This is a genomic window from Microbacterium sp. Leaf436, from assembly GCF_001424715.1.
Lineage (GTDB): Bacteria > Actinomycetota > Actinomycetes > Actinomycetales > Microbacteriaceae > Microbacterium.
The window spans coordinates 800,609-815,908 of the sequence record NZ_LMRB01000002.1 but is presented as its reverse complement, the minus strand read 5'-3'; the positions used below and the strand labels follow the sequence as shown (position 1 = coordinate 815,908).

Annotated in this window: 15 protein-coding genes; all 15 read right to left on the bottom strand. The window is 71.3% G+C overall.

The annotated features are described in order from the left end of the window. Positions 1-3 precede the first annotated feature (3 nt). The 15 genes from ASG45_RS08075 to argC all read right to left on the bottom strand — a co-directional run bounded on the left by ASG45_RS08075 (position 4) and on the right by argC (position 14,968). Complete coding sequence (locus ASG45_RS08075) at positions 4-810, bottom strand: pseudouridine synthase (protein ID WP_055835286.1); 807 nt, start codon at positions 808-810, stop codon at positions 4-6. Further along, complete coding sequence (scpB, locus tag ASG45_RS08070; RefSeq protein ID WP_235561584.1) at positions 807-1,472, bottom strand: SMC-Scp complex subunit ScpB; 666 nt, start codon at positions 1,470-1,472, stop codon at positions 807-809. The genes ASG45_RS08075 and scpB overlap by 4 nt, the downstream gene beginning before the upstream one ends. Then, the gene (locus ASG45_RS08065) at positions 1,462-2,289 is read right to left on the bottom strand and encodes a segregation and condensation protein A (protein WP_055835982.1); all 828 of its coding nucleotides are present in this window, start codon (positions 2,287-2,289) and stop codon (positions 1,462-1,464) included. The genes scpB and ASG45_RS08065 overlap by 11 nt, the downstream gene beginning before the upstream one ends. An 82-nt stretch (positions 2,290-2,371) precedes the next feature. Continuing rightward, positions 2,372-3,274: a ParA family protein gene (locus tag ASG45_RS08060; protein ID WP_082509317.1), complete on the bottom strand. Its 903-nt coding sequence runs from the start codon at positions 3,272-3,274 to the stop codon at positions 2,372-2,374. Between the two features lie 267 nt (positions 3,275-3,541). After that, positions 3,542-4,330: a DUF4184 family protein gene (locus ASG45_RS08055; RefSeq protein WP_055835283.1), complete on the bottom strand. Its 789-nt coding sequence runs from the start codon at positions 4,328-4,330 to the stop codon at positions 3,542-3,544. 1 nt (position 4,331) lies between these two features. After that, positions 4,332-5,645, bottom strand: coding sequence for a tyrosine--tRNA ligase (tyrS, locus tag ASG45_RS08050; RefSeq protein WP_055835280.1), 1,314 nt, complete (start codon positions 5,643-5,645; stop codon positions 4,332-4,334). A 124-nt stretch (positions 5,646-5,769) separates the two neighbouring features. After that, a complete protein-coding gene (locus ASG45_RS08045) occupies positions 5,770-6,480 on the bottom strand; it encodes a hypothetical protein (protein WP_055835278.1) in 711 nt (236 codons plus the stop codon). After that, the gene (locus tag ASG45_RS08040; protein ID WP_055835275.1) at positions 6,477-7,124 is read right to left on the bottom strand and encodes a SatD family protein; all 648 of its coding nucleotides are present in this window, start codon (positions 7,122-7,124) and stop codon (positions 6,477-6,479) included. Before ASG45_RS08040 ends, ASG45_RS08045 begins: the two co-directional genes overlap by 4 nt. Before the next feature lie 51 nt (positions 7,125-7,175). After that, positions 7,176-8,606 carry an argininosuccinate lyase gene (argH, locus tag ASG45_RS08035; protein WP_055835273.1) on the bottom strand — a complete coding sequence of 477 codons (1,431 nt, stop codon included), beginning with the start codon at positions 8,604-8,606 and terminating at the stop codon, positions 7,176-7,178. A gap of 22 nt (positions 8,607-8,628) precedes the next feature. Continuing rightward, entirely contained in the window at positions 8,629-9,753 is a 1,125-nt protein-coding gene (locus ASG45_RS08030; protein WP_082516507.1) for a heparan-alpha-glucosaminide N-acetyltransferase domain-containing protein, read from the bottom strand. Beyond that, positions 9,732-10,655, bottom strand: a complete 924-nt coding sequence (argF, locus tag ASG45_RS08025) for an ornithine carbamoyltransferase (RefSeq protein WP_055835270.1) — start codon at positions 10,653-10,655, stop codon at positions 9,732-9,734. The genes ASG45_RS08030 and argF overlap by 22 nt, the downstream gene beginning before the upstream one ends. Next, complete coding sequence (locus ASG45_RS08020; RefSeq protein WP_055835267.1) at positions 10,652-11,869, bottom strand: acetylornithine transaminase; 1,218 nt, start codon at positions 11,867-11,869, stop codon at positions 10,652-10,654. Before ASG45_RS08020 ends, argF begins: the two co-directional genes overlap by 4 nt. Further along, positions 11,866-12,768: an acetylglutamate kinase gene (gene argB / locus ASG45_RS08015; protein ID WP_055835264.1), complete on the bottom strand. Its 903-nt coding sequence runs from the start codon at positions 12,766-12,768 to the stop codon at positions 11,866-11,868. Before argB ends, ASG45_RS08020 begins: the two co-directional genes overlap by 4 nt. After that, positions 12,765-13,922, bottom strand: a complete 1,158-nt coding sequence (gene argJ / locus ASG45_RS08010; RefSeq protein WP_055835261.1) for a bifunctional glutamate N-acetyltransferase/amino-acid acetyltransferase ArgJ — start codon at positions 13,920-13,922, stop codon at positions 12,765-12,767. The genes argB and argJ overlap by 4 nt, the downstream gene beginning before the upstream one ends. Further along, a complete protein-coding gene (gene argC, locus ASG45_RS08005; RefSeq protein ID WP_055835258.1) occupies positions 13,919-14,968 on the bottom strand; it encodes an N-acetyl-gamma-glutamyl-phosphate reductase in 1,050 nt (349 codons plus the stop codon). The genes argJ and argC overlap by 4 nt, the downstream gene beginning before the upstream one ends. Between the last annotated feature and the right edge of the window lie 332 nt (positions 14,969-15,300).

The following is a 15,300-nucleotide window of genomic DNA, read 5'->3' as shown; positions in this document are numbered from 1 at the left end:
ACGTCACTCAGCCGGATCGGCCGAGGTGTCGCCGTCTCGACGAGACAGCGTGAGAAGGGCGCCGCGTTCTACTGTAGTCAACTCGCGTGCCTTGCCCACCGGGAGAGTTCCCAGGTGGAGGGGACCGAACTGCCGCCGCACGAGTTCGATGACCGGGTGTCCGACCTCGTCCATCATGCGCCGCACGATGCGGTTCTTCCCCGAGTGCAGCGTGAGCTCGACCAGGCTCTCGCCCCGCGACGCGTCGAGCAGGCGTGCCTTGTCGGCGGCGATCCGCCCGTCCTCGAGGTCGACGCCCCGGGTCAGCTTCGCGATGGTCTGCGGCGTGACGAGCCCCTCGACCTTGGCGATGTACACCTTCGTCACCCCGAACGAGGGGTGGGCGAGCACGTGGGCGAGGTCGCCGTCGTTGGTCAGCACGAGCAGGCCGCTCGTGTCGGCATCCAGTCGTCCGACGTTGTAGAGGCGTTCCTCCCACTCGTCGGCCCACTCCCGCAGGTCGGGGCGACCGCGGTCGTCGTTCATCGAGCTGACGACACCGGTCGGCTTGTTCAGCACCACGTAGCGCTTGGACTCGTCGAGCTGGATGGCGACGCCGTCGACGTCGACGAGGTCGGTCTCGGGGTGGATGCGCGAGCCCAGCTCGGTGACGGTCTCGCCGTTCACGCGCACGCGGCCCTCGACGATCATGTTCTCGGCCACGCGCCGCGAGGCCACGCCCGCGTTGGCGAGCACCTTCTGCAGGCGGATGCCCTCGTCGCTCGCGGAGCCCGCGCCCCCGGTCGCTGCGCCTGTCGAAGCGTCGCTCATTTCAGTACCTCTCCGTCGAATCCGTCGGCGCCGTCGTCGAGCAACGGCGAGATGTGCGGCAGCTCGTCGAGCGAGTTGATGCCGAGGTTGACCAGCAGCTGGTCGGTGGTCCCATAGTGGATGGCGCCCGTGTCGGGGTCGGTGAAGACCTCGGCGATCAGCCCCCGCGACAGCAGGGTGCGAACGACCGAGTCGACGTTCACCGCGCGGATGGATGCCACCTGCCCGCGCGTGACGGGCTGCTTGTACGCGATGACGGCCAGGGTCTCGAGCGCCGCCTGCGACAGGCGCGAGGGCGCCTGGGTGTTGACGAACTCGCCGACGACGTCGTCGTACTCCTCGCGCACGTACAACCGCCATCCCCCGCCGACCTCGCGCAGTTCGAAGCCGCGCACGGGTCCGCCCGTCTGTCCGTCGTAGTCGGCGACGAGGCCCGCGACGGCCTGGCGCACCGCGGGCACGGGAGCGGCGACCGCGGCGGCCAGACTCACGAGGCTCTGCGGCTCGTCGAGCACGAGCAGGATCGCCTCGAGGCGACGGGCGACGGATGCCGGATCGGTCGGGCGGGCGGCCGGCGCGGGCACCGGGTGCTCTGCGGGCGCGACGGCGTCGACGGGGGTCGCCGCGGCGTCGACGGCGACGGCGGGGGGATCAACGGTCATAGTCGGCTCCGAGGGCGGCGAGGTTCTCTTCCGACCACCGTTCGGCGGTCCAGCGCAGCGTCAATTCTCCCAGGGGTTCGAGCTGCTCGAACGACAGGGCGGCGTGGCGGTACAGCTCGAGGATCGACAGGAAGCGTGCCACGACGACCCCGGTCTCGGTGACCCCGGCCACGAGGTCGCGGAAGTTCAGGGTACCGGCGGAGCGCAGCAGGGTCACGACGATGGCGGCCTGCTCGCGGATGCTCACGAGCGGGGCGTGCAGGTGATCGAGGCCGACGGTGGGGATCTGCTTCGGGGCGAGCGCCACGACCGCCAGCGCCGCGAAGTCCGCGGCGTTCAGCGTCCACTTCAGCTCCGGCACGGCGCTGCGGTACTTCTCGTCGAGGCGCACGGCACGCGTATGGCGGCGGTCCTCACGCTGCAGGCAGCGGGCGAACCACGCCGACACCTCTTTGAACGCCCGGTACTGCAGCAGGCGGGCGAACAGCAGGTCGCGTGCCTCCAACAGCGCCACGGACTCGGCATCCACCAGCTCGCCCTGCGGCAGCAGACCCGCGATCTTCATGTCGAGCAGGGTCGCGGCGACCACCAGGAACTCCGACGCCTCATCGAGATCGCCGTCGGGCCCCATCGCGCGCAGGTAGGCGATGAACTCGTCGGTCACGCGGCTGAGGGCGACCTCGGTGATGTCGAGCTCGGCCCGCGAGATGAGCGTGAGCAGCAGGTCGAAGGGACCGTCGAAATCGGGGAGGGTGACGCGGAAGCCCGCGGGCTCGGGGGCCGAGGCGGGCTCGGTCACCGGCGCGGGCTCGGGCACCGACGCCGGCCGGGAGTCCGAGGCCGGAGCATCGAGCGTCGCGGCGGGGGCGCCGTCATGCGGCGCGGCGGAGGCGGTGTCGTCAGGCGACGGCGCCACGGGCGACCAGTTCCCGCGCCAACCGCAGGTAGGCCTGGGCTGCGGCGTGCTCGGGCGCGAACTCCGTGATCGGCATGCCCGACACCGAGGCGTCGGGGAACTTGACCGTGCGCCCGATGACCGTCTCGAGCACATCGTTGCCGAATGCCTCGACCACGCGCTCGAGCACCTCGCGCGAGTGCAGCGTGCGGGGGTCGTACATCGTCGCCAGCACACCGTCGAGCTCGATCGCCGGGTTGAGGCGGTCGCGCACCTTGTCGATCGTCTCGACCAGCAGTGCGACGCCGCGCAGGGCGAAGAACTCGCACTCGAGCGGGATCAGCACGCCGTGCGCCGCGGTCAGCGCGTTGACGGTCAGCAGGCCGAGCGAGGGCTGGCAGTCGATGAGGATGACGTCGTAGTCGGCCGCGACCTTGCGCAGCACGCGCGCCAGGATCGTCTCGCGGGCGACCTCGTTGACGAGGTGCACCTCGGCCGCCGACAGGTCGATGTTGGCCGGCAGGATGTCGAGGCCCTCGACGCGCGTCGCCACGATGACCTCGCGCGGGTCGCGCTTGGTGTCGAGCAGCAGGTCGTAGATGGTCGGCACGTCGTGGGTCTGGATGCCGAGACCCGCCGACAGCGCACCCTGGGGGTCGAAGTCGATGGCGAGCACGCGGCGCCCGTACCCCGCGAGGGCGGCGGCCAGGTTGATGGTGGTGGTCGTCTTACCGACGCCACCCTTCTGGTTGCACAGCGCGATGATGCGCGCCGGACCGTGGCTGTCGAGGGCGGCCGGGGTGGGGAACCCTTGGTAGGGGCGACCGGTGGGTCCGAGGATGACCTCGTCCGCGACCGTCTTCTTGCCCTTCGTGCTCGCCGACACCGAGTCTCCCGCCTTCGTCATAACGCCCCCGAGTCTAACCGCCGCCCGCTCCCCCGCCCGGTGCACGCGCCGGACGCCGGCCCGGTCGGTGCCGAGACCGCTGGGAGGCCGCAGGGGGCGACCGTCGGGCGGGGGGCGTGCCGCCGGACGCGGGCGAAGCCCCCGGAGACGCACGCGATTGACGAGGACGCACGGGATGGGCGTCGAAGCCGTGCGGCCTCGACAATCGCATGCGGTCTCGGCGCCGGGCGGTGCCGGGCGCGTGGGCGCGGGGTCGCCGGGCGCGGGTCAGCGGCTGCGACGCACCGCGGCGCCGCGGGCCTGCACGGCGAGCGCGAGCACCAGCGTCGCCGCTCCCCAGGCGGCGGCGACCTTCACCAGCACACCGTAGATGAGGTGGGTCGGGGTGTAGCCCGCGTCGAAGCCGCCCGCGACAGCGAGCGCAACGATGGACGCGACGACCAGGGCGGCCGGCAGCGACAGCCACCACGCGACGCGCACGGCATCCGGAAGCACGCGGCGCACGGGCGTCGCCGCGCGCCGCGACCACCACCACAGCCCGAACGCCGCAAGACCCGCCAGCCCGAACACCCCCGAGCCGTACTGCAGCCACTTCACGCCGAGCAGCGGCCCCCACTGCTGCTCCAGCACGGGCAGCAGCCCCTCGCCCGCCCGTCCCTCGTGCGTGAAGAAGTCCCAGACGACGTGCGTGACCACACCGATCGTGAGCGAGAGCACGAGCCACACGATGCCGCGCACTCCCCCGCTCAGCGTCTCGCGGGCGGCGGCGCGAGCCCCGGCATCCCACCCGTCGGGAAGACGGTCCGCGACGACGCGGGGAGTCAGCTCCCGCGTCGCGGGGCGCAGGACGCACCTCCACACCAGCAGCAGCACGAACGCCATGACCACCGTCACCGGTAGCCACGCGAGATCGTGCGTCACCGCGTACGGGGGCACGATCCCGCGCAGGAACAGCGGAAGGTCGGGCGTCATCGCGCCGATCGCGATGGCCGCCGGCACGAGCGGTGTGCGCAGGAACGGCAGCGCGACGACGGCGTGACTGACCGTGAACGGCATGTCAGTCGAGGAACAGGCCGGCGAGCGTCTTCTTGCCGCGGCGCAGCACCGACACTCCACCCGGGAGGGCCCCCTCGACGACCGCGTCGTCGGAGGTCACCTTCTGGCCGTCGAGCGACACCCCGCCCTGCGCGATCGCGCGGCGGGCCTCGCTGAGGCTGCCCGACAGCTCGGTGGCGGTGAGCGCCTCGACCACGGTCGTGCCCCGGGCGACGGTCGCGTGTGGCAGCTCCTCGAGCGCGGTGCGCAGCACGGCGGCGTCGAGGGCCGTCACGTCGCCCTGACCGAACAGGGCCTCGGTGGCGGCGATGACGGCCTCGGTCGCCTCGGCGCCGTGCACGGTCGTGACGACCTCGCGGGCGAGACGCTTCTGCGCCGCGCGCCGGAAGGGCTCGGCCTCCACCTGGCCGGCGTACTCCTCGATCTCGGCACGCGTGAGGAACGTGAACACCTTGAGGCGCTCGAGCACGTCGCGGTCGTCGGTGTTGAGCCAGAACTGGTACATCGCCCACGGGCTGCACATCTCGGCATCCAGCCAGATGGCGTTGCCCTCGCTCTTGCCGAACTTCGTGCCGTCGCTGTTGGTGATCAGCGGCGTGCCGATCGCGTGCACCGAGGCGCCCTCGGCGCGCCGCACCAGGTCGGTGCCGCTGGTGAGGTTTCCCCACTGGTCGCTGCCGCCGGTCTGCAGCACGCAGCCGTAGGCGCGGTACAGCTCGAGGTAGTCGAGCCCCTGCAGGATCTGGTAGCTGAACTCGGTGTAGCTGATGCCCGCCTCGGAGTTCAGGCGCGCGCTCACCGCGTCTTTCTTGAGCATCGTGCCGACGCGGAAGTACTTGCCGATCTCGCGCAGGAAGTCGATGGCGCTCAGCGGCGCCGTCCAGTCGAGGTTGTTCACGATGCGGGCGGCGCTGTCGCCCTCGAAGCTCAGGAAGCGCTCGACCTGCGCCCGCAGGCTGGCGACCCACTCGGCGACGGTCTCGCGCGTGTTGAGCGTGCGCTCAGCCGTGGGGCGCGGGTCGCCCACCAGACCGGTGGAGCCGCCGACGAGGCCCAGCGGGCGGTGGCCGGCGAGCTGCAGGCGACGCATCGTGAGCAGCTGCACGAGGTTGCCCAGGTGCAGGCTCGGCGCGGTCGGGTCGAAGCCGCAGTAGAACACGATCGGGGCTCCGCCGAGCAGTTCGCGCAGCTCGCCCTCGTCGGTCGACACGTGGATCAGCCCCCGATAGACCAGCTCGTCCCAGACGTTGTCGAAGGTCGGGTCGTTGGCGGGGGTGAGGGCGCTCACGGGCGCCGCGTCGATCGGTGCAGACACCGGCCCAGGGTATCAGCGGGGTCGTGGGCCTCCGGATGCCGAGACCCCGCCGCCGACGCGCTCGCCCCGCGTGCCGCGCGATCGCCCCCTGCCGCTCGGCCGCACGCGCGGCCGCACACTGCCGTCAGCCCGCGTGCACGCCCCACCACACGAGGAACGCCGCCGCCAACGACGTCACCCAGCTCACGAGGCTGCCGATCAGGAAGTACTCCGCGCGGTCTCCCCCGTCGCCGTCGCGCGAGATCTCGGGGAAGCGCACGATGCCCTTCGCGGCGAGCACCGCGGCGATGAGCGTGTACGCCCCGGCGAGCGTCAGCACGAAGACCAGGATGCGCTCCAGCGGTCCGATGAGGCGTCCACCCTTGAGCGTCGGCGTCGCCGTCTCGTCGGGGGCGACGCGGCCACCCATCTCGGAGCGGAGCGCGATGCGCACGACCGCGTTGCCGGACTCGAGCAGGAACACCAGGCACCCGACGACCAGCACGATCACGTCGACCGACACGGCGTCGGCCGGTCGGTAGGTGGTCCACATCTCGCCCAGCATGCCGGGGCGGACGCGGCCCGGGGCGATGACCACGCAGGCCGCCGCGGCGAGCGCCAGCAGGGCCACGGGCCAGAGGCCCGCGCGCGCGGGACCGTGCTCGGGCACGACCCACGTCCAGATCGCGGCGACGGCGACGGCGAGCAGGCCCGCGATCACGGCATCCAGTCCCGCCGACACCACGACGAGCGCCACCGCCGCCGCAGCGAAGGCGATCCAGCGGCGGGATCGGATCATCTGGCGCAGCAGGTCGACCGACCCGACGGCCAGCAGCAGGAGTCCCGCGGCGATCACGAGCGCGCTCCGCGGGTGAGGGCGGCGAAGCCCTCGACGATCGCGGCGGAGCCGGCGGAGGCCAGGGCCTGCGAGACGGCCGACTGGCTGACGCCCTCGGTCTCGGCAAGTTCCCGCTGCGAGCGACCCAGGCACCGGCCGTAGGTGAGGCGGCGCGTGCGTTCGCTCATCGTCGAGACCAGTTGGTCGCGGCTGAGCGCGTAGGCGTTGGCGAGCGAGATGGTGTCGACCATGGCGGCATCCTCTCCCTCGGCGGCCTCGATCCACGTGCGCGCGAACGGCGCGGCGCGTTGCTGCAGTCGCGCGGTTCTCTCGATCGCGGCGCGGGCCGCCCACCAGGCCGGCCCCTCGGGCACGGTGCGTCCGTCGAGCTCGATGGGTCGTACCGCGCCGACACCCACACCGAAGCGGCAGTCGATCCCGTCGGGGAGCGCCAGACGCACGAGCAGCAGCGACGCGAGCGCGTCGCCGAGTCGGTCGTACTCGCCCTGCAGTTCATCGCCCACGACGGCCGCGAGGGGCTGCTTCGCGACCGGCAGATCGCGGTCGGCGTCGCCGACGACCCGTGCGATGCGTCGCTGTGCGGCGGCGCGGTCGACGAGCTGCCTCGAGGCGACGATGTCGGCGATCACGGCGATACTCATGACATAAGCGTATCGCTTATCTTTACGGTTTGATAAGCGAAAAGCTGATACTTATTCGATGAGTGTGCGAGCGGCGGCCTGCGCGCGCGAGACGAGCTCGTGACGCTGCTCGCTCACGCGTGCGGGCGCCGTTCCCCCCACGCCCGTGCGGCTCGACACCGACCCCTCGATCGAGAGCACCTCGCGCACCGCCGGAGTGAGACGGGGAGAGACCGAGGCCAGCAGAGCGTCATCGGCGTCTTCGAGGCCGATCTCGCGCTCCTCGCAGGCGCGCACGAGCTCCCCCGAGATCTCATGCGCGTCGCGGAAGGCCACGCCCTGACGCACGAGCCACTCGGCCACGTCGGTCGCGAGCGAGAACCCCTGGGGGGCGAGCTCGGCCATGCGCTCGGTGTGGAACCGCAGCGTCGCGATCATGCCCGAGAAGGCCGGCAGCACGAGCTCGAGCGTGCGCACCGAGTCGAACACGGGCTCCTTGTCTTCTTGAAGGTCGCGGTTGTACGCGAGCGGAAGACCCTTGAGAGTGGCCAGCAGGCCCGACAGGTTGCCGATCATGCGGCCGGCCTTGCCGCGCGCGAGTTCGGCGATGTCGGGGTTCTTCTTCTGCGGCATGATGCTCGAGCCCGTCGAGTAGGCGTCGTCGAGCGTGACGAAGCCGAACTCGCGCGTGTTCCACAGGATGACGTCTTCGGACAGGCGCGACAGGTCGACGCCGATCATGGCGGTGATGAACGCGAACTCGGCCACGACGTCGCGCGACGCGGTGCCGTCGAGGGAGTTCTCGGCAGGTCGGGCCAGGCCCAGGTGATCGGCGACCAGCTGCGGGTCGAGGCCCAGGGTCGCCCCGGCGAGCGCCCCGCCGCCGTAGGGCGACACCGACGCGCGCACCGACCAGTCGCGGAGGCGTTCGATGCCGCGTGTGAAGGCCCAACCGTAGGCCTGCAGGTGGTGGGCCAGCAGCACCGGCTGCGCGTGCTGCAGGTGGGTGCGGCCCGGCATGATCGCGGTGTCGTGCGCCTCGGCCTGGGCGACGAGCGCGTCGATGAGGCGCAGCACCTCGCGGGTGATCGTGCGTGCGTGATCGAGCAGGTACAGCCGCACGAGGGTGGCGATCTGGTCGTTACGGCTGCGTCCGGCGCGGAGCTTGCCCCCGAGCGCGGGACCCACGGTCTCGATCAGCACGCGTTCGAGGGCGCCGTGCACGTCTTCGTCGCCGGGAGCGGCGACCAAGGTGCCCGCGCGCAGGCGCGCCGCCAGGTCGTCGAGACCGGCGTGCATGGCCGCGGCCTCATCGGCGTCGAGGTAGCCCGCCGCCTCGAGGGCGGCGGTGTGCGCGTGCGAGCCCGCGATGTCGTACAGGGCGAGGTCCCAGTCGAAGTGCGTGGAACGGCTGAGGGCCGCCAGCTCGGGAGAGGGGCCGCCCGAGAAACGGGCCCCCCACAGGGCGCCCTCGTTCGTCGACTGACCGCTCTCGTGACTCATGCCCCCAGCCTACCGAGGCGTCTCAGCGAACCGCGGCCGGGGTCGCGGCATCCCGGCCCACGACGAAGCGCACCACGGCGTCGATCAGCGCCTCGAGAGGCCCGCGCCCCACCGTCAGCGCCCACGCGGTGCAGCCGACGACCAGGCCGAGGGTCAGCGGCCCGAAGAGGCCCAGGGCGCGGATCCCCCACAGGTCCGACGTGTCGCCCAGCACCGCGAGCGCGACGAACGCCCACACGATCAGCTGCAGCACGTAGGCCGTGAGCGGCATGGAACCGACGGCGCGGAGCGGGATCGCGAGCCACCGCACCGGCGTCCGGCACAGCAGCAGGCACAGCCCGATCGTCGCGATCGCGAAACCGCCCGATCCGATGACCTCCCACAGCCCCGCCGAGTGGTCCTCGGCGGTGAGGACGGTGGACAGGTACCGATCGCCGGCGACGGCGGGTTCCGTCACCAGGGCCAGGCCGTAACCCGCGAGCATGAGGGCACCACCCGACAGCAGCATCAGGGTCTGCTCGGGCAGCAGACGCAGGTCGAGGCGTCCGAGCCCCATGCCCGCCAGCAGGAACGCGATCCACACCGGGAACGGGTAGTTCCAGCCGAGCGCGGCGGAGATCTCTTCGCCGAACCGGCCGCTCCAGAGGGGGGCCGCATCGAGCACGGGTTGGATCCACGGCATGACGAGGGCGACGGCCCCCGCCGTGAGGAACAGCCCGCGCGGACGCATTCCCAGAAACGGCAGCGACAGCGCGAACAGCAGCGCGTACGCGGGAAGGATCACGTACACCGGCACCCCGGTGAACACCAGCAGCATGCCGATCACCCACAGCAGCGCCCCGCGCAGCGCCAACCGCGCGGCCGCGCGAGCGCGCCGGGGTCCCTCGAGCGGACGGGGACCGCCGGTCACCAGCGCGATCGACACGCCCGCCAGCACCGCGAAGAGGATGGACGAGCGCCCGTTGACCACGTCGAGCCACGACGACGGGTCGCGCGCGACGAAGTCCTCGGTGTCGAGCAGGTGCGCGGCCAGCATGCCCAGGACCGCGAGGCCCCGGGCCAGGTCGACACCGATCAGCCGCCCCGGCCCGTCGAAGCGGGTCCAGGTGCGGCCGATCCGCGTGGTCAGCCCTGGCGCAGAAGCCACACCAGCAACGCCTTCTGGGCGTGGAGCCGATTCTCGGCCTCGTCCCACACCACGCTCTGGCGACCGTCGATGACCTCGGCGTCGACTTCGTAGCCGCGGTCGGCGGGCAGGCAGTGGATGAAGATCGCCCCCTCGTCGGCGCGCGTCATGAGCTCGCTCGTGACCTTGAAGTCGCCCAGGTCGCGGATGCGCGCGAGCTTCTCTTCTTCTTTGCCCATCGACACCCACGTGTCGGTGACGACGACGTCGGCTCCGGATGCCGCGGCCTCGGGGTCGCTGGTGAGAGTCACCGATCCGCCGGTGGTGGCGGCGATGCGCTCGGCATCGGCGATGACGTCGGCGCGGGGCGCGTAGTCGGCGGGAGCTGCGACACGGACGTGCATTCCGGCCGTGACGCCGGCGAGCACGTACGAGTGGGCCATGTTGCTCTGCCCGTCGCCGAAGAACGACAGCGTCAGCCCCGCGAGCTCGCCCTTGTGCTCACGGATCGTCAGCAGGTCGGCGAGCAGCTGGCACGGGTGGAAATCGTCGCTCAGCGCGTTGACGACGGGAACGCGCGTGCCGCGCGCCATCTCTTCGAGGCCCGCCTGCGCGTACGTGCGCCAGACGATCGCCGCGACCTGCCGCTCCAGCACGCGGGCGGTGTCGGAGGGGGTCTCCTTGCCGCCGAGCTGGCTGTTGGCCGTCGAGATGATGAGCGGCGAGCCGCCCAGGTCGGCGATGCCCACGGCGAACGACACGCGCGTGCGGGTCGACGACTTGTCGAAGATCACCGCGACGGTCTGAGGGCCGGCGAGCGGCTTCTGCGCCCAGCGGTCCTTCTTCAGCTCGATGGCGAGGTCGAGGATCTCGGCCTGTTCGGCCGGGCTCAGGTCGTCGTCGCGCAGCAGGTGGCGGGTCACGCGGGGGCTCCTTCGAGGATGAGGGCGTCAGAAACGGTGGCAAGCGCGGCGCCGAAGAGCGAGAGGAACTCGGCCACTTCGGCATCGCCGATCGTGAGGGGCGGCGCGATGCGGATGGTGTCGTCGTTCGCCGCGTTGATGATGAGCCCGTGCTGCTGGGCAGCGGCGACGACGGCCTTCGCGACGGGGCTGGTGAGACCGATGCCGAGCAACAGGCCACGCCCGCGGACGCCGGCGACCAGGGGCGAGCCCAGCCCGGCGATACCCTCGCGCAGCTCGGTCTCGCGGCGGGCGGCGTTCTCGACGAGGCCGGACGACTCGATCTCGTGCAGCACGGCGCCGCCGACGGCGGTCCCCAGCGCGTTGCCGCCGAAGGTCGAGCCGTGCGTACCGGGGAAGAACAGATCGCTGGCCGCCCCGAAGGTGATGAGCGCGCCGATCGGGAAGCCGCCGCCGATGCCCTTGGCCACGGTGATGGCATCCGGCACGATCCCGGAGTGCTGGAAGCCGAACCAGGCACCGGTGCGGCCGGCGCCCGTCTGGATCTCGTCGATGATCAGCAGCGCGCCGTGGCGGGCGGTGATCTCGCGGGCCGCCTGCAGGTAGCCCTCGGGCAGCTCCACGACCCCGGCCTCGCCCTGGATGGGCTCGACGAGCAGGGCTGCGACACGGTCATCGACAGCGCTCTCCAGCGCCTCGATCGTGGCGTCGATGTGCTCGACCCCCGGGACCATGGGCAGGAAGTCGGCCTGCAGCGCGGGCTTGCCGGTGAGCGCGAGGGCGCCCATGGTGCGCCCGTGGAAGCCGCCCTTGAGCGTCAGGATCCGAGTGCGCTCGGTGCCGCGACCATGCAGACGCGCGAGCTTGAGCGCCGCCTCGTTCGCCTCGGCACCCGAGTTGCCGAAGTACACCCGGCCCGATTCGCCCGTGCCCGCGAGACGCTTCAGACGCGCGGCGAGCGCGAGCTGCGGCGGCGTGGCGAAGTAGTTCGACACGTGCGCCAGGGTGGATGCCTGGGCGGTCAGCGCCTCGACGAAGGTGGGGTGCGCGTGACCGAGGGCATTGACGGCGATTCCGGCCAGGAAGTCGAGGTACTTCGTGTCGTCGGCGTCCCAGACGTAGGCCCCCTCGCCGCGCACGAACAGTGCCATGCGGTCGCCGAAGCTGCGGACGAGGTCGCGTCCGGCGTCTTCCTGCCAGGTTGCGGTGGTCATGCCACCACCTCCGTTCCGATTCCCTTGCTGGTGAACAGTTCGACGAGCACCGAGTGCGGCACACGACCGTCGATGATGGCCGCGGAGGGCACTCCCCCGTCGACCGCGTCGAGGCAGGCCTGCATCTTGGGGATCATGCCCGATTCCAGACGCGGCACCATCTCGCGCAGCTCGGTCGAGGTCAGGTGCGACACGAGCGAGTCGCGGTTGGGCCAGTCGGCGTAGAGGCCGGGCACGTCGGTCAGCACCACGAGCTTCTTGGCGTTCAACGCCACCGCGAGCGCCGCGGCCGCGGCATCCGCGTTCACGTTCAACGACGCGCCGGGGTGGTCGAGGTCGGGCGCGATGCTCGAGACGATGGGCACGCGGCCCGCGGCGAGGTGATCGAGCACCGGCTGCGGGTCGACCGTGACGACATCGCCCACGCGGCCCAGGTCGTGCTCGACGCCGTCGACGACCACACCGCGACGACGACCGCCGAACAGGCCGGCATCCTCACCGCTCAGTCCGGTGGCCAGTGGTCCGTGGGCGTTGACCTTCGCGACGAGCTGCGGGTTGATCTGTCCCGTGAGCACCATGCGCACGACGCCGATGGCCTCGGTGGAGGTCACGCGGTAGCCGCCGCGGAACTCGCTCGGAATGTCGAGGCGGTCGAGCATCGACGAGATCTGAGGTCCGCCACCGTGCACGACGACCGGCTTCACCCCGACGTAACGCAGGTAGGCGATGTCGGCCGCGAAAGCGTCCTGCAGCTCGTCGCTGACCATCGCGTTTCCGCCGTACTTCACCACCACGACCTGGTCGCGGTACTTGCGCACCCACGGCAGCGACTCGACGAGCGTGACCGCCCGGTCACTGGCCTGGGCGGGATCGGTGTCTTGAAGGTCGATGTGTGTCATGAGGAGTAGGCGCTGTTCTCGTGGACGTAATCGTGCGTCAGGTCGTTGGTGCGGATCGTGGCCTCGGCCGAGCCGGCACGGAGGTCGACGACGAGGTCGAGCGCGCGCGGGGTGAGGTCGACGTCTTCGCGAGGGCGGTCGGGGCCACCCGCGGTGCACACGCGCACGCCGTTCATCCAGACGTCGACGTCGTACGGGTCGAACCGGGCCGAGGTCGTGCCGATCGCCGCGAGGACCCGCCCCCAGTTGGGATCGTTGCCGAACACGGCGGCCTTGAACAGGTTGTTGCGCGCGATGGAGCGGCCCACCTCGACGGCCTCGTCCTCGGAGGCGGCCTGGGTCACCCGGATCGTGATGTCGTGACTCGCCCCCTCGGCGTCGCCCTGCAGCTGCGCGGCGAGGTCGTCGCACACCGCGGCCAGCGCCGTGGCGAACTGATCGGCGGGCACACGGATGCCACTGGCCCCGCTGGCGAGCAGCGTCACCTGGTCGTTGGTCGACATGCAGCCGTCGGAATCCAGACGATCGAAGCTCACGCGCGTGGCCGCCCGCAGAGCCGCGTCGGCTTCGTCGGCGTCGAGCACGACGTCGGTGGTGACGACGACGAGCATGGTGGCGAGGCCCGGAGCCAGCATGCCGGCGCCCTTCGCCATCGCGCCGATGCTCCATCCGTCGCCGACGTGCACGGCGCGCTTGGGGCGGGAGTCGGTGGTCATGATCGCCAGCGACGCGTCTTCTCCCCCGTCGGTCGAGAGAGTGGCGATACCCGTGTCGACACCGGCGAGCACCTTGGCGCGGAAGACCTCGTCGCCCGTGCCGATCAACCCGGTCGAGCAGACCACCACGTCTCCGGCGCCGACACCCAGCAGCTCGGCGGCACGCTCGGCGGTCTGGTGCGTCGTCTGGAACCCGAATGCGCCCGTGAAGCAGTTGGCCCCACCCGAGTTGAGCACGACGGCCTCGATGACGCCGTCCTTCACGACCTGCTCCGACCAGAGGATCGGATTGGCCTTGGCACGGTTCGACGTGAAGACGGCCGCACCGACCTTGAGAGGGCCGCGGTTCACGACGACGGCGACATCGCGCGCACCGGTCGGCTTCAGGCCTACAGCGACTCCGGCTGCCTCGAATCCTGCGGGGACGGTCACGCTCACGGGGCGACTCCGTTCAAGGGGAGGGCGGTGGTCTCGGCGAGGCCCAGCGCGATGTTCATGGATTGCACGGCGGCACCGGCGGTGCCCTTGACGAGGTTGTCGACGGCGGCGACCACGACCACGCGGTTCGCCGCGCGGTCGATGGCGAGACCCAGCGAGGCGACGTTGGCGCCGAGCACGTCGGCGGTGCGCGGGAACACACCCTCGGGAAGCAGCTCGACGAAGGGCTCGTCGGCATAGGCCTGCTCCCACGCGGCGCGGATCTCGGCATCCGAGACCCCCTCACGGATCGGGGCCGACGACGTCGCGAGGATCCCGCGCGCCATGGGAACCAGGACGGGGGTGAACGAGATGCGGATGCCGGCGGCAGGCGTGCCCGCGGCGGCCAGCGCCTGGCGGATCTCGGGGATGTGACGATGTGTGCCGCCGACGGCATATGGGTTGGCGGTCCCGAGGATCTCGCTCGCGAGGAGGTTCGTCTTGGCCGACTTTCCTGCCCCGCTCGGGCCCACCGCGAGCACCGAGACGATGTCGCCGGGCTCGATGACCCCCGCCGCGATCCCCGGCGCGAGCGAGAGGGCGACGGTCGAGGCATTGCATCCCGGAGCGGCGATACGTGCGGCGCCCCGCAGCAGCTCACGCTGCTTGCGGCGCCCGACGGGCAGCTCGGGAACGCCGTAGGCCCACGGCTCGGGGTGCGCTCCGCCATAGAACTCCGCCCAGTCGTCCGGCGAGGTCAGGCGGTGGTCGGCACCCGCGTCGATGACGAGCGGGGTGTCGGCCAGCGCGTCGGTGTACTGCGCGGACTGGCCGTGCGGGAGGGCGAGGAAGACGACGTCGTGACCGGCGAGCACCTCGGGTGTCGTCGGCTTCAGTTCGAGATGCGCGAGAGAGCGCAGGTGCGGCTGATGGGCGACGAGGGGCTGGCCGGCACTGGAGTGCGCCGTGACCGTTCGCACCTGGACGTCGGGATGATCGGCCAGCAGACGGAGGATCTCGCCGCCCGCGTAGCCGGAAGCGCCGGAAACGGCGACCGAGAGGGTCATGTGTCCACCTTAGGAGTCGGGGCTGGTGCTGAACTCAGCGATAACCGGGGCGGCGACGCCCGCATGCCCGACCGTCGGCGGGTTACGAGGTCGCCGAAACTCGGCGTGCGACCCGACGTCGACGCACGGCAACGGGGCTCACGGAGAGCTCCTCGGTGCACACGACGGTCGACGACATGTGGCGAGGTTATCCGCCGCGCCCGGGCGAGGGCAAATCAGCGACCGTATCCACGCCCGCGTGATATCAGCGAATGACCGGCCACACAAAGGCATGGCCTTCACCGCCAGGGGTCTTACGCTGATCCGCGCTGCCCCCATCGCCGTGCACTTCC

Bases quoted from the DNA above. Each gene is read 5' to 3' on its own strand.
- ASG45_RS08075 (WP_055835286.1), bottom strand. From the start codon at position 810: ATGAGCGACGCTTCGACAGGCGCAGCGACCGGGGGCGCGGGCTCCGCG.
- scpB (WP_235561584.1), bottom strand. From the start codon at position 1,472: ATGACCGTTGATCCCCCCGCCGTCGCCGTCGACGCCGCGGCGACCCCC.
- ASG45_RS08060 (WP_082509317.1), bottom strand. From the start codon at position 3,274: ATGACGAAGGCGGGAGACTCGGTGTCGGCGAGCACGAAGGGCAAGAAG.
- ASG45_RS08055 (WP_055835283.1), bottom strand. From the start codon at position 4,330: ATGCCGTTCACGGTCAGTCACGCCGTCGTCGCGCTGCCGTTCCTGCGC.
- ASG45_RS08040 (WP_055835275.1), bottom strand. From the start codon at position 7,124: ATGAGTATCGCCGTGATCGCCGACATCGTCGCCTCGAGGCAGCTCGTC.
- argH (WP_055835273.1), bottom strand. From the start codon at position 8,606: ATGAGTCACGAGAGCGGTCAGTCGACGAACGAGGGCGCCCTGTGGGGG.
- ASG45_RS08020 (WP_055835267.1), bottom strand. From the start codon at position 11,869: ATGACCACCGCAACCTGGCAGGAAGACGCCGGACGCGACCTCGTCCGC.
- argB (WP_055835264.1), bottom strand. From the start codon at position 12,768: ATGACACACATCGACCTTCAAGACACCGATCCCGCCCAGGCCAGTGAC.
- argC (WP_055835258.1), bottom strand. From the start codon at position 14,968: ATGACCCTCTCGGTCGCCGTTTCCGGCGCTTCCGGCTACGCGGGCGGC.